Source organism: Pauljensenia sp. 20925_1_27 (assembly GCF_041432835.1).
Classification (GTDB): Bacteria; Actinomycetota; Actinomycetes; order Actinomycetales; family Actinomycetaceae; genus Pauljensenia.
This window is the reverse complement of record NZ_JAPWAH010000001.1, coordinates 127138-141048: the sequence shown is the minus strand read 5'-3', so window position 1 is coordinate 141048 and position 13911 is coordinate 127138. Positions and strand designations below refer to the sequence as shown.

General features: G+C 65.8%; 13 protein-coding genes. 11 read left to right on the top strand and 2 right to left on the bottom strand.

Annotation, left to right across the window (positions count from 1 at the left end):
- Positions 1-9: 9 nt before the first annotated feature.
- The 11 genes from atpD (at position 10) to O3684_RS00595 (ending at position 9257) form a co-directional block, all read left to right on the top strand.
- On the top strand, positions 10-1458 hold the full coding sequence (gene atpD, locus O3684_RS00645) for a F0F1 ATP synthase subunit beta (protein ID WP_500064341.1): 1449 nt from the start codon (positions 10-12) through the stop codon (positions 1456-1458).
- Positions 1458-1730 (top strand): F0F1 ATP synthase subunit epsilon, encoded by a 273-nt coding sequence (locus tag O3684_RS00640; protein ID WP_048674782.1) that lies wholly within the window; start codon positions 1458-1460, stop codon positions 1728-1730. Before atpD ends, O3684_RS00640 begins: the two co-directional genes overlap by 1 nt.
- A 25-nt stretch (positions 1731-1755) precedes the next feature.
- A complete protein-coding gene (locus O3684_RS00635) occupies positions 1756-2160 on the top strand; it encodes a DUF2550 family protein (protein WP_500064340.1) in 405 nt (134 codons plus the stop codon).
- A gap of 22 nt (positions 2161-2182) precedes the next feature.
- Positions 2183-2875 (top strand): endonuclease NucS, encoded by a 693-nt coding sequence (gene nucS, locus O3684_RS00630; protein WP_500064338.1) that lies wholly within the window; start codon positions 2183-2185, stop codon positions 2873-2875.
- Complete coding sequence (locus O3684_RS00625; RefSeq protein WP_500064337.1) at positions 2875-3981, top strand: DNA glycosylase AlkZ-like family protein; 1107 nt, start codon at positions 2875-2877, stop codon at positions 3979-3981. The genes nucS and O3684_RS00625 overlap by 1 nt, the downstream gene beginning before the upstream one ends.
- A 26-nt stretch (positions 3982-4007) precedes the next feature.
- Positions 4008-5198 (top strand): N-acetylglucosamine-6-phosphate deacetylase, encoded by a 1191-nt coding sequence (locus O3684_RS00620; protein WP_500064336.1) that lies wholly within the window; start codon positions 4008-4010, stop codon positions 5196-5198.
- A 50-nt stretch (positions 5199-5248) separates the two neighbouring features.
- Positions 5249-5491 carry an Rv1322 family protein gene (locus O3684_RS00615; protein ID WP_500064563.1) on the top strand — a complete coding sequence of 81 codons (243 nt, stop codon included), beginning with the start codon at positions 5249-5251 and terminating at the stop codon, positions 5489-5491.
- A 152-nt stretch (positions 5492-5643) separates the two neighbouring features.
- Positions 5644-7041: a hypothetical protein gene (locus tag O3684_RS00610; RefSeq protein ID WP_500064561.1), complete on the top strand. Its 1398-nt coding sequence runs from the start codon at positions 5644-5646 to the stop codon at positions 7039-7041.
- Positions 7041-8039, top strand: coding sequence for a DUF8094 domain-containing protein (locus O3684_RS00605; RefSeq protein WP_500064334.1), 999 nt, complete (start codon positions 7041-7043; stop codon positions 8037-8039). The genes O3684_RS00610 and O3684_RS00605 overlap by 1 nt, the downstream gene beginning before the upstream one ends.
- Positions 8040-8138: 99 nt before the next feature.
- Positions 8139-9041, top strand: a complete 903-nt coding sequence (locus O3684_RS00600; protein ID WP_500064332.1) for a tetratricopeptide repeat protein — start codon at positions 8139-8141, stop codon at positions 9039-9041.
- 42 nt (positions 9042-9083) lie between these two features.
- A complete protein-coding gene (locus tag O3684_RS00595) occupies positions 9084-9257 on the top strand; it encodes a cation transporter (RefSeq protein WP_500064331.1) in 174 nt (57 codons plus the stop codon).
- A 104-nt stretch (positions 9258-9361) separates the two neighbouring features.
- On the opposite strand, the gene glgB is transcribed toward O3684_RS00595, so the two are convergent.
- Together glgB and O3684_RS00585 are read right to left on the bottom strand one after the other, a co-directional pair.
- Complete coding sequence (gene glgB / locus O3684_RS00590) at positions 9362-11557, bottom strand: 1,4-alpha-glucan branching protein GlgB (protein WP_500064330.1); 2196 nt, start codon at positions 11555-11557, stop codon at positions 9362-9364.
- Between the two features lie 164 nt (positions 11558-11721).
- Complete coding sequence (locus O3684_RS00585; RefSeq protein ID WP_500064328.1) at positions 11722-13764, bottom strand: maltotransferase domain-containing protein; 2043 nt, start codon at positions 13762-13764, stop codon at positions 11722-11724.
- Positions 13765-13911 lie beyond the last annotated feature (147 nt).

The window sequence follows — 13911 nt, the reverse complement described above, 5'->3', positions numbered from 1 at the left end:
AGTAACACTATGACTGATACCCAAGCAATTGCCGAGGGACGCGTCGCCCGCGTCGTCGGCCCTGTCGTCGACGTTGAGTTTCCCCCGGACCGCATCCCGCCGCTGTACAACGCGCTGACCGTCGAGGTGAACCTCGCTGGCCAGGGTGAGGGTGAGTCGTCCTTCACGATGACGCTTGAGGTTGCCCAGCACCTGGGCGATAACCTCGTGCGTACGATCGCGCTGAAGCCCACCGACGGCCTCGTGCGTGGTGCGCCGGTCACGGACACCGGTGCGCCGATCTCCGTCCCCGTTGGTGATGTCACCAAGGGCCACGTCTTCAACGTGACCGGCGACGTTCTGAACCTCGAAGAGGGCGAGACCCTTGACGTCAAGGAGCGTTGGCCGATCCACCGCCAGCCCCCGGCCTTCGACCAGCTCGAGGCACGCACCAAGATGTTCGAGACCGGCATTAAGGTTATCGACCTGCTGACCCCCTACGTGCAGGGCGGTAAGATCGGCCTCTTCGGTGGTGCGGGCGTCGGCAAGACCGTCCTCATCCAGGAGATGATTCAGCGCGTGGCTCAGGACCACGGCGGCGTCTCCGTGTTCGCCGGCGTCGGCGAGCGCACCCGTGAAGGCAACGATCTGATCGGCGAAATGGAAGAGGCGGGCGTCTTCGATAAGACCGCTCTCGTCTTCGGCCAGATGGATGAGCCGCCGGGCACGCGTCTGCGCATCGCCCTGACGGGTCTGACCATGGCGGAGTACTTCCGCGATGTTCAGCACCAGGACGTCCTCCTGTTCATCGACAACATCTTCCGTTTCACCCAGGCGGGTTCCGAGGTCTCCACGCTGCTGGGCCGCATGCCTTCCGCCGTGGGTTATCAGCCCAACCTGGCCGACGAGATGGGTCTGCTTCAGGAGCGCATTACCTCGGCTGGCGGCCACTCGATTACCTCGCTGCAGGCGATCTACGTTCCCGCCGACGACTACACCGACCCGGCTCCGGCGACGACCTTCGCTCACCTGGATGCGACGACCGAGCTTTCCCGCGAGATCGCGGCCAAGGGTATTTACCCCGCCGTGGATCCGCTGGCTTCGACCTCGCGCATCCTCGACCCGGCCCTGGTTGGTCGCGAGCACTACGACGTTGCGACGCACGTCAAGGCGATCCTGCAGAAGAACAAGGAGCTGCAGGACATCATCGCTATCCTCGGTGTCGACGAGCTGAGCGAGGACGACAAGGTGACGGTCGCGCGTGCGCGCCGCATCGAGCAGTTCCTCTCGCAGAACATGTACATGGCTGAGAAGTTCACGGGCGTGCCCGGTTCGACCGTGCCGCTGTCGGAGACCATCGAGGCGTTCAAGCGCATTGCCGAGGGCCGCTACGACGATGTTCCGGAGCAGGCCTTCTACAACTGCGGTGGCATCGACGACCTGGAGCGTAACGCTCACGAGCTGGCCAAGGAAGCCTGATGGCATCGGGTAAGTCCTTGCAGGTCGAGGTCGTCTCCCACGAGGGACGACTGTGGCATGGTGCCGCGCTCTCGGTTCAGGTGCCGACGGTGGATGGAAGTCTGGGCGTTCTGCCCGGCCGCCAGCCGCTGCTGGCCCAGATGGGCGAGGGTACCGTGACGGTGACGTGCGCGTCCGAGGTCATGTCTTTCGAGGTCAGTGGGGGATTTGCCTCAGTCGACTCGGATTTCGTCACGGTCGTGGCTGATCACGCTACAGTGACAGAACAGTAATTCGACGCTACGCGAGGAGGACCTCATGAGCCTGATGATGATCGTGATCTGGTGTGTGGTTCTCCTCGCGTGTGTCGGGGCGATCCTGTGGGCGTACATGAATGTGCGCGCCCGCAGGATCGTTTCGCGTTTGGGGGCGTTCCGCTGTTGGTCGCGTCCGGACGTGCACGCGGGGTGGACGGCTGGCATCGGCGTGTATGGTGTCGAGGAGCTGTCCTGGTATCGGCTCGTGGGGATGAGCTTCAAGCCGGTCTATTCGATCCCGCGTCGGGGCATGGAGGTCTCGGCTCCGATTGCGCACTCGGCTGACGGTTCCGTGGTCGAGGTGCGCCTGGCGTATGGTGAGCATCGTTACGAGGTCGCCGTGGAACGCCTGACATATAACGGATTGGTCTCCTGGGTGGAGTCTGGTCCTCCGCGCCTCGTGTGAACAGGATTGGTAAGCTCGCGGGGTGCGTATTGTTATTGCTTCCTGCACCGTTGATTATTCGGGTCGGCTGAGCGCCCACCTGGATCCGGCTAAGCGCGTCATCATGCTCAAGGGTGACGGATCGGTTCTCATCCACTCTGAGGGCGGCTCGTACAAGCCGCTGAACTGGATGACGGCACCCTGCACGGTCTCCATGGGCGAGCCCGGTGAGGACGACGAGGGCGTCGAGCAGGTGTGGACGGTTCAGGCCGATAAGACCGATGACAAGCTCATCATTCGCATCCACGAGATTATCGCTGACGTGAACGAGGATCTGGGTGTCGACCCCGGCCTCGTGAAGGACGGCGTGGAGGCGCACCTGCAGGAGCTTCTCGCCGAGCAGGTGCCCCAGATTCTCGGCGAGGGCTGGGAGCTGGTGCGCCGCGAGTTTCCGACGCCCGTGGGCCCGGTGGACCTGATGGTTCGCGACGCGGATGGCAACCACGTGGCGATCGAGGTCAAGCGTCGCGGTGGTATCGACGGTGTCGAACAGCTCACGCGCTATCTCTCGCTGCTGGGGCGCGATGCGTTGCTCGGTGACGTGACCGGTATCTTCGCGGCCCAAGAGATTACGAAGCAGGCGCGCACCCTGGCCGAGGACCGCGGGATTCGCTGCGTGGTCCTGGATTACGACGCGATGCGCGGGGTGGACGACCCCGAGTCTCGCCTGTTCTGATGGCGCTCTCTCGGCGCGCGAGCCTGGGGCGCATTGTCGCCCAGGGCCTCGTCTCAGCGACCGCGGCGCGCTCGCCGCTGGGTGCTGTCGAGAATCTGCTGGCATTGCAAGGACAGCAGGTCAGCGCGATCCCGTGGGCGATTGGCGTGCGCTGCGAGGGTATCTCGCGGGCGCAGGTGAGTGAAGCGTTCGACTCGGGTGACCTCGTTCGTTCGTGGCCGATGCGCGGTACCGTGCACGTGACCAGCGCGCGCGACCACCATTGGCTGCGGCGACTGCTGCGCCATCGGCGTGCGGCGTGGGAACGCCAGGCGTCTTCTCTGGGCCTGTCGCCTGCGATCGTCGACCGCGCGGCCCAGGTCGCGTGTGACCTGCTGGATGCGTCGCCGATGGGAGTGAGCCGCGCGGAGCTCGTCGAGGCGTGGGAGAACAGCGGCATCGACACTGTGACGGCGTCGTCCTCACAGGCGGGTCTGCGGCGCCGCCATCTCGTCATGCGCCTGCACCTGGACGGGGTGCTCGCCGCAGGTCCTCTGCGCGCGGGGGAGCATCTGATGGTTGATGCGCGAGGGCTGCCTGGTGCACCGGGCGTCGCGCAGGGGGAAAGCGGACATGACGAAGCCCTCGCGGTTTTGGCCGCGCGTTACGCCTGGGGGCACGGTCCTATTGACGAGGCCGACCTGGCCAGGTGGACCGGGTTGACTCTCACACAGGCGCGTCGGGCGATGGCCGGGGCGCGCGAGGCGGGGAGCAGCATCGGCTTGCCCATCGCGGAGTTTGAAGGTGGCCTGGCTCGCGCTGACCTCGCTGACCTTGTGGAAGCTGTCAGAGACGAGGCCGAGGCGATGCTCGCGCTGCCCTCATTTGACGAGTTGCATGTCGGCTATAAGGACCGTTCCTGTCTGACGGACGAGGCGGGCGAGGCTTTGATCTGCCCGGCGAAGAACGGGATGTTCCGTCCGATTGCTGTTGCAGGTGGACGCTTGGTTGCCGTGCGCGCCCCCGGCAGCCAGGTTGTGAGCGCCGATGGCTGCTGGACCTATGAGGAATCGGCGCGACGGGCGTTCGGCGACTGGGAGAAATGGTTGTCTGAGACACAGCACTAAAGTGTCATGTGTGCCACAATATGTGTATGACTATTTCTGTGCTGCGTGGCCGTCTGGTTCTGGAAAACTCCGTCGTTGAGGACGGAATCATTGAGTTCGACGGCGCGACTATTACCCGTGTCTGTCCCGTTTCTGACTATGAGGGCGAGGTGCCCGAGGCCAGTGATTCGACCTATCTGCCCGGCCTGGTCGATGTGCACTGCCACGGCGGTGGAGGAGAGTCCTTCCCCAACGCCGAGACCGCCGAGGCTGCTCTTGTTGCTGTCCTTGAGCATCGTCGTCACGGGACGACCTCCCTCGTCGCGTCCTGCGTGACCGCCTCCGCCGAGGTGCTGCATGCGCGTGCCAAGACCCTGGCCGAGCTGGCCAAGGCCGACGAACTCGCCGGCATCCACTTTGAGGGTCCTTTCGTTTCCCATGAGCGCTGCGGTGCGCAGGACCCGACCTACATCGTCGATCCTGACGCCGACCTGACTCGCACTCTTATTGACGACTGTCAGGGCTATGCGCTGTCGATGACGCTGGCCCCCGAGAAGCCGAACGCCTATGGTCCAGGATCGGTTGCCGAGGCCCTCATCGACGGGGGAGCGGTGCCCTCCTGGGGCCACACGGATTCCAATTCGGTGAAGGCGCGCGAGGCTCTGGCCTACTCGCGCGAGCGTTTCGCGCAGGTGGAGACCAAGCGAGGCCCCCGTGCGACGATCACCCACCTGTTCAACGGCATGCGCCCGCTGCACCACCGCGATACCGGCCCGATTGCCGAGTTCCTCTCGGATGCCGCGCGCGGCGGCGCCGTCGCCGAGCTCATCTGCGACTCCATCCACGTCGATCCCACGCTCGTGCGCGACGTCTACGAACTCGTCGGCCGCGAGCACATCGTTCTCATCACCGACGCGATGGCTGCCGCTGGAATGGCCGACGGCGAGTACACGCTCGGCCCCCAGGACGTCATCGTCAAGGATGGTGTTGCTCGCCTCGCACAGGGCAATGCCATCGCCGGAGGTACCGCTCACCTGATGGACTGCGTGCGTGTGGCCGTCACCAAGGGCGGGATCCCGCTCGTCGATGCCGTGTACATGGCCTCCGTGCAGGGTGCCACGATCCTGGGCGATGACACGATTGGCTCGCTCGCGCCAGGGAAGAAAGCCGACATCGTCGAGGTCGACGGCGACCTCGCCGTGCGCCGCGTCTGGCGACGTGGCACTGTGGTTGCGTGAGAGGCAAACGAAGCAAGAAACGACCGTGGGGCGAGGCGCGTCCATTGCAGATGGACCGCCTCGCCTCCGTGCCGCGTACGGAGCGTGGTCCGGACGGCCTGGACTATCAGGTGCGTCGCCTGCCCAGCGCGGCCAAGGAATACACCTGTCCGGCTTGCCTGCGCCCGATTCCACAGGGCAGCGCCCACATCGTCGCGTGGCCTGAAGAGGCGCCTTTTGGATTGCCCCAGGGGGTGGACGGCCGCCGTCACTGGCACTCGGAGTGTTGGCGTCGTCGCCTGCGACCGCTGTGACGTGCGGATGTGATGCATCACTGCCCGGGGTGCGGATTCGGCCATGCCCGCGGTGAGCACGTAAAGTGGGGACTGAAGAATGCCCGCAGTGTGGGCATTGGACGTGAGGAGCAACCGTGGAACTCTTTAAGCGATACATGGCGGCATCGTCAATGGGCGTTGTCGCTCTTGTATGCGTGCTCGTCGGGCTGCTCGGCGTGACCGTGCTGCGGCCGCCGACGCATCAGGTGTCGTCCGTCGATTCTGCGACGGATCTGATCATGACCCGCGGCAACGTGCTGTCGATCGTGAAGGATGACGTGACGGTCACCGCGACGTCGAAGTCCGGTGCCCCAGTGACTCTCAGCATCGGTACGACGCAGGACGTGAAGGGGTGGATCGGCGACGCAGCCTACACCGAGGTCATCGGTGTCGAGTCGGATCGAACGAAGCTCAAGGCTGAGTCTCACGCTGCGGTCGCCTCCGGTCAGACTGCCCCCGCAGTTCCTTCGACCCCCGCCCAGTCGGGCGCCCAGTCCGGTGTTCAGTCGGGTGCCCAGCCCCTCGCCGATCCGACCTCCGCAGACCTGGTGACGCAGCTGGCCTCCTCTGACATGTGGTTCAAGCAGGCCAGCGGGCAGGGGGCCGTCAGCCTGGATCTGGAGAACGTTCCCTCCGGTCGTTCCGCTCTGGCTGCCTCCGCGGCTGGCCCGGGTGACCTCACGCTGACCCTGACCTGGAAGGTTGAGCAGACCAACACCCTGGCGATTATCGCGTTCCTGGCTGCCTGCGTCTTCGCGCTGATTGCCCTCGCGCTGTTCCTCACGCGCTGGCAGCTCCTGCGCCTGCGTAAGATCCGCGAGGCCCGTATCGAAGAGCGCCGTAAGGCGGATTCCCTGGAGACTTCTTCGATTAACTCCGCGGCTGTCGCGGAGCGTATCGCTGCCGCCCGTGACTCGGCTCCCGTTCCGGCTCCCGTCAAGGACACTGAGGCCGTCGATGAGGCCGATTCCTCGAAGGATTCTGCTGCCTCCGCTCCCGATGAGAAGCAAACCGAGGAGAAGGCGCAGTGGGGTGCGGCCGCGTACACGCCGACTGTGGCCGAACCCGCAGTTGATGCCCCCGTGGAAGAGCAGCCCTCGCAGGAGGAGCCTGCCGTCGAAGAAGACGCCGGCAAGCCCGCAGCCGAGTCGGCACCTCAGGACGAGTACGTTCCCGATCCGCTCACGGATACGTTTGAGCGTCGCGGACGCCACGGCCTCGACAATGGACCGATCGATCAGGATCCGCCCGAGCGCGCCACGACCGATACCGGTGTCATCGACCTGTCCGGCATTCGTGGCGGTCGCACGCTTCCCTCGCGTCGCGCGCTGCGCGAGGCCCGCAACAACGGTGAGCAGACGGTCGTCGTTGACGGCCAGGAATTCAACACCGGCCTGATCCCGGTCACGCGTCCTCGCGCGGCCGAACCTGCCGCTCCGACCTCGGCGCCCGATGACGATGCGTCGAAGACCGGCGGCTGGACCTCGATCATGTCCGGTTGGCTCAAAGACCGCGAGGAGGGCAAGTGATGAAGAGACGGACCGCAGCGGTAGCGACCGCCGCCCTCCTGATGGCATCGACGCTCGGACTGAGCGCATGCTCCAACGAGATCGTCGCCCAGTCGGGCGAGGAGACGCAGAGCGCCGCGAACCTGGACCTCGAGCGCATCTCCTCCGTCCTCGACGCGACGGGCAGTGCCATGACGACCGCAGACGCGTCGCTGAACGCACAGGATCTGTCGGGCCGCGTTTCCCAGGGGGCGCTGGCCTACCGCACCGCTCAGTACGCGCTGGCCACGGCCTCGGGCCAGGCCCCGCAGGCCCTGGACTTTACCCCGGCATCCCTGGCGATCACGAATTCTGATTCGTGGCCGCGCGCGATCTTCAACATCTCTGCGTCCTCCACGACGGCGCTGCCCGTCCTGCAGGTGTTCGTGCAGGACTCGGCGCGGTCGGACTACCAGCTGACGAACTACGCGCGACTGCTGGGCGGCACGCAGCTGACGCTGCCCCCCGTGGGCACGGGCTCGGCCTACGTCACTGGTGACTCTGAGGGATTCGTCGTGAGTCCGCAGGCCGCTCTGTCGCAGTACATTACGATGCTGAACTCGGGCAGCCAGGATACGTCGCAGTTCCCTGCAGACGACTTCACGAAGACGTACCTGACGGGCATCAGTGACCTGAACTCGTCGGTGAGTGCCGCAGGCTCCGTGACTGCCGCGGCGACCGCGACGGATTACCCGATCTCGGGACTGGTGCTTCAGGATGGTTCGGCTCTCGTCGCCGCTAACTTTAAGTACACGCTGACCTACCAGCGTACCGTCGCGGGCGCGACGATGAACCTGGGCGGAAAGACCGCGACCATGAGCTCTGGCGGCACGACGGTGGAGGGCACGGCGACCGCAGATTACCTGGCGACCGTCCTCATGCGCATCCCTTCGAAGACTGCCGGTGGAACCCCTCAGGTCGTCGGCGGCGAGTACACGATCGTGTCCGTGGCGCTGGATCCTTCCTCCAGCCCGGGCTGATTTTCACCCACAGCGCACATGTCGTCCCCACGTCTTTGAGTCGTGGGGACGACGCATATCATCGTTGATAGAAATACTTCAGCCACGAAGAGGACCATCATGACCACGCCTGACCCCCGTCCCGCATCCGAGGCGACGCCCATGCCCGCAGACTCGCACGGAGCCGTCGACCTCTCGGCCCGTCAGAGCGCTCCCGGCGCCGCGCAGGACGCCTCCCCCGCAGCGGGGGAGGGGCTCCACATTCCCCTCATTACGACCACGGACGAGGAGCACTTCCAGGACGTCATGTCCACCTCGCAGGCCGTGCCGGTCATCATGGTCATGTGGTCGCCGCGTTCGCTCGAATCCAAGCCCACCCTGGCCATGCTCGAAGAGATTGCGCGTGAGAACGCGGGGAAGTTCCAGCTGGTCGAGGTCGATATCGACAAGGCCCCCGCGATTGCTCAGGCCTTCCAGATCCAGGGCGTGCCCACTGTGGTCGCTCTCGTGGGTGGGCGTCCCGTTCCGCTGTTCCAGGGCGGCGCAGCGAAGGAGCAGGTGCTCCCCGTCATTTCGCAGGTCCTGGAGGCCGCCGCGCAGATGGGCGTCACGGCGCGCATAGCCGTGGCTGCCGAGGACAGGGTTGCCCCGACCCCGCCCGAGCACGAGGCCCCTCTGGCCGCCGAGGCCGCCGGCAACCTCGACGAGGCCATTGCCGGTTGGGAGAAAGTCATCGAGCTGAATCCCCGTGACGAGGAAGCGAAGTCTCACCTGTCCCGCGTGCGCCTGGCGGCTCGCAATGCCCAGGCTGACGCGACCGACCCCGCAGCCCGCGCCGACGCGCTGTTCGCCGCGGGTGATGCGGCTGGAGCTTTCGACGTGCTGCTCGACCTGCTTGCCGCCTCCACGGACGCAGAGGAGCGCGACGCGCTGCGCCTTCGTCTCTTGGACCTTTTCCGTGTTGCGGGTTCAACCCCGGAGGTCTCCAAGGCGCGTACGCGCCTGGCGATGCTCCTCATGTGATACCGTCGTGCCAACGCACAGTTGCGGAAAGGGGCCGTCATCATGGCTGCATGGATCATCGTCGCTCTCGTGTTCGTCTGCGTCGTCGTGTGGTACGGATGGCATTCCACGCACAACGAACTGACGAAGAAGATTGACCGGGAGCCCGACCCGGAGGCTAGGCGCGAACTGATCAAGCTGCAGGGACAGATAGACCGGGGCAGGGCGGGCTTCTAAGGATCGCCCGCGTACACCGTCGCGCGCCGCAGCGGCAACGGCTAGGCAGCGAGAAGGCCGGAGCAGGAATTCCTGCTCCGGCCTTCTCGTATCAGCCTACGGCGTCAGCGCACCTGCGAGGCGGGCACCAGCCAGACGGCGCCCAGCGGCGGTACGCGCAGAGACGCGGAGACCGGGCGGCCGTTCCACGGGGTGTCCTCGGCGATGATGGTGCCGACATTGACGACGCCAGAGCCACCGAACTCCTCGGCGTCCGTGTTGAGGATTTCGACCCACTCGCCGCCGAACGGCAGACCCACGCGGTAGCCCTCGTGCGGGTTTCCAGCGAAGTTCGAGATGCACACGACGACCTCACGGTTGCCCGCCTCGTCCGAGCCCTTACGCAGGTAGGAGATCAGGTTGTGGTCGCCGTCCGAGGCGTCGATCCACTCGAAGCCCGTGTAGTCGTCGTCCCACATGGCGGGGGAGGAGGCGTAGATCGCGTTGAGGCGCTCCACGAGAGCTGCGACGCCGGCGTGGCCCTCCTGATCCAGCAGCCACCAGTCGAGGGAGTAGGACTCGTTCCACTCCTGCTCCTGGCCGATCTCCTGACCCATGAAGAGGAGCTGCTTGCCCGGGTGGCTCCACTGGTAGGCGTACAGGGAACGCAGGCCAGCCAGGCGCTGCCACTTGTCGCCGGGCATCTTCGAGATCAGTGAGCCCTTGCCGTGCACGACCTCGTCGTGCGAGAGCGGGAGCACGTAGTTCTCGGAGAAGGCGTAGACCAGGGAGAACGTGAGCTCGCCGTGGTGCCAGCGGCGGTTGACCGGATCCTCGCTGAGGTAGCGCAGCGTGTCGTTCATCCAGCCCATGTTCCACTTCATGCCGTAGCCGAGGCCACCGCCGGACGTTGGGGCGGTCACGCCAGGCCACGCCGTGGACTCCTCGGCGATCATGACGATGCCGGGGTGACGACGGTACGCTGTCGCGTTTGCTTCCTGGATGAACTCGATAGCCTCCAGGTTCTCGCGGCCACCGTACTGGTTGGGACGCCACTGGCCGTCCTTGCGCGAGTAGTCCAGGTACAGCATCGAGGCCACCGCATCGACGCGCAGGCCGTCAATGTGGAAGTCCTCGAGCCAGTACAGGGCGTTGGCGACCAGGAAGTTACGCACCTCGCGGCGACCGAAGTTGAAGACGTAGGTGCCCCAGTCGGGGTGCTCGCCGCGCAGCGGGTCCGGATCCTCGTACAGCGGGGTGCCGTCGAAGCGGGCCAGCGCGAAGTCGTCCTTCGGGAAGTGGGCGGGAACCCAGTCGAGGATGACGCCGATGCCCGCGCGGTGGAAGGCATCCACGAGGTAGCGGAAGTCATCCGGTGTGCCGTAGCGCGAGGTGGGGGCGTAGTAGGAGGTCACCTGGTAGCCCCACGAGCCGCCGAAGGGGTGCTCAGCCAGGGGCATGAACTCCACGTGCGTGAAGCCCATCTGCTTGACGTAGGGGACTAGTTCGTCGGCCAGTTCGCGGTAGCCCAGGCCCTGGCGCCACGAGCCAGCATGGACCTCGTAGATGGACATCGGGCCGGTGTGGACGTTGCGGTCCTTACGGGTGGACATCCACTCCTGGTCGGTCCACTCGTGGAAGTAGTCGGTGACGACCGAGGCGGTGGCCGGTGGAATCTCGGTGGCGCGGGCCAGCGGGTCGGCCTTCTGGAACCAGTTGCCGCCGGGGCCCTGGATCTCGAACTTGTAGCGCGCACCCACGCCGACCTCGGGAATGAAGAGCTCCCACACGCCGGAAGAACCCAGCGAACGCATGGAGGTCTGCGTGCCGTCCCAGTAGTTGAATTCGCCGACGACGCGCACGGCGCGTGCGTTGGGGGCCCACACCGCGAAGGCAGTGCCGGTTGTCTCACCGAGCTCGTCGGTGTAGGTCTTCACGTGCGCACCCAGGACGTTCCAGAGGTTCTCGTGACGGCCCTCGGAGATCAGGTAGGTGTCCATCTCGCCCAGCGTGGGCAGGTAACGGTAGGGGTCGTCGCGCACGATGGTCTCATCGCCGTAGGTGACGGACATGCGGTAGGCGGGAATCTCCTTGTCGGGCAGGGCCGCGACCCAGATGCCGCCGCGCTCGTGGGATGCAGCGTAGGCGCCCGTCGGCGTGATGATGTCGACCGCGTCGGCCAGGTGCGCGACGACGCGGATGGTGACGCCGTCGTCGCCGAGGTGGGCGCCCAGCACGGAGTGGGGCGAGTAGTAGGAGCCTGAGGCAACGGCGTCGAGGATGTCGTCATTGACCGGGATCGGCGTAAGTTCGCAGCTCATGGATTTTCCTTACTCCAGATGGGTGAACCGCTCAGTTCACTGGTGTTGATAAGTCTAGCGTCTGACCGGCAAAAAAGGGAGCCGGGTCTCATATTGGCGGGGTTATGGAGGGGCGTCGTGCGCCCGGCACACCGAGATGGTAGCGTGCGGGCGCACGAGCCTCGTTAGGCTTGCGCCCAGGGGGATGTGTGGGCGGGTTCGACCTTGAAGACGTGGCCGAGGCGCGTCACGGGGGACAGGGATACCCAGTTGGAGGATCCCCACACGTAGGAACGTCCGTCCAGTTCGTCGACGACCGTAATGTGACCACCGGGGGTGGCCAGGCCCATGGCCTCGAGATCGAGTTCAACGGCGGCATCCACGCCCTCGTGCGGATCCAGGGAGATCACGCAGATGACGGTGTCGGGCTTGCCGTCGGAGGTGAACTTGCCGGGAATGTGCCGTGAGAACGCGATGAGGCGATCCGAGGAGGTCGGGTGGATGCGGATCTGGTGGAGCTGGCGCAGCGCGGGGTGCTTGGTGCGCGCGGCGTTGAGTAGCGTGAAGAGGCGCGAGATGCCGATCGGCTCGGCGTCCTCCCAGCGGCGCGGGCGGAACTCGTACTTCTCGTTGTTGTTGGGCTCCTGGTAGGTGCCGCGCGGCTCGTTCTCCACGAACTCGTATCCGGAGTAGATGCCCCACGTGGGTGCGCCCAGAGCGGCGAGCATCGCGCGGATCGCGAAGATCGCGGTGCCGCCGTCCCACATCTGCGGAGTGAGGATGTCGTGCGTCGTGGGCCAGAAGGCCGGTCGCATGAGGTGCGCGGTTTCTTCGGAGACCTCGCGCAGGTACTCTTCAATCTCCTGCTTGGCGGTCCTCCACGCGAAGTACGTGTAGGACTGGTCGAAGCCGATCGCGCCGAGCGTGCGCATCATGGCGGGGCGCGTGAAGGCCTCGGCCAGGAAGAGTGCGCCCGGGTACTGCGCCTTGACGTCGGCGAGGAGGCGCTCCCAGAAGGGGATGGGCTTCGTGTGCGGGTTGTCGACGCGGAAGATCGTCACGCCGTGGTTGATCCATAGCTCGATGACGTCGCGCACGGCCCGGTAGATGCCCTCGGGGTCGTTGTCGAAGTTCAGGGGGTAGATGTCCTGGTACTTCTTGGGTGGGTTCTCCGCGTATGCGATGGTGCCGTCGGCGCGCGTCGTGAACCACTCGGGGTGCTCCTTGACCCACGGGTGGTCGGGGGAGCACTGGAGGGCCAGGTCGAGGGCGACCTCCAGGCCGAGGCCTCGGGCGCGCTCGACGAAGCGGTCGAAGTCAGCGAAATCGCCGAGCTCGGGGTGGATGGCGTCATGACCACCCTCTGGGGAGCCGATGCCGTAGGGGGAACCAGGGTCGCCGGGAGCGGCTTCCAGGGCGTTGTTCTTGCCCTTTCGGTGCGTCGTGCCGATCGGGTGGACCGGGGTCAGGTAGACGACGTCAAAGCCCATGCCTGCGATGCGTGGCAGGTCCTCCGCCGCCCCCGCGAGCGTGCCGGAGACCCACGTGCCGTCGGGGTGCTGGAAGGCCCCCGCAGAGCGCGGGAAGATTTCGTACCACGCGCCCGCCAGGGCCTTCGTGCGGGCCATGTCGAGCGGGTAGACGCGCGATGAACCGATCAGGTCGCGCAGCGGATGGTCGCGGAAGATGAGACGCACGCGCGAGGAGATGCCCGCGGAGAGGCGCTGCTGGGCGGAATGACTGGTGTCGCGCAGGCGGCGCGCCGCGTCAGTCAGGACGTCAATGTCCGAGGCCGGGGGACGCTGCTGGGAGGGATTGCCGTAAGCGGTGCCTTCGGCCGCGCGCTCCATGAGGCGGGCGCCCTCCTCAAGCATGAGCTCGACGTCGACGCCGGCGCCGACCTTCACGGTCGCGTCGTGGCGCCACGTCGCGTAGGGGTCCGACCAGGAGTCCACGCGGAAGGACCACGCGCCGGGCGTGTTCGCGGCCACCCAAGCCTCGTACCGGTCGAGGCCGGGGGCGATGTCCACCATGCGCGTGCGGGAGTATTCACCCCCGTCCGGGCGCAGCAGGACGGCCTCGGCGGCGAATGCGTCGTGCCCTTCGCGGAACACGGTCGCACGAATGGGGAAAGGCTCGCCTTCGGTCGCCTTAGCGGGAAGTGTGCCGTCCTCAATGACGGGGAACACTTCGATGATCGGGATACGGGGCAACAGTTTCTCGCTCACGAGACCCACACTAGCCTATGGAAGGGGCTGGGAGAAAGTGAGGCCCATACCTCGGTGATAGGGAGGGCGCTCTCATGGTCTGTCAAGATTTTAACTGTCGCCCAAAATGCTGGTATTCCAGCGGAAAAGACGGAGGGTAGCCCCCAG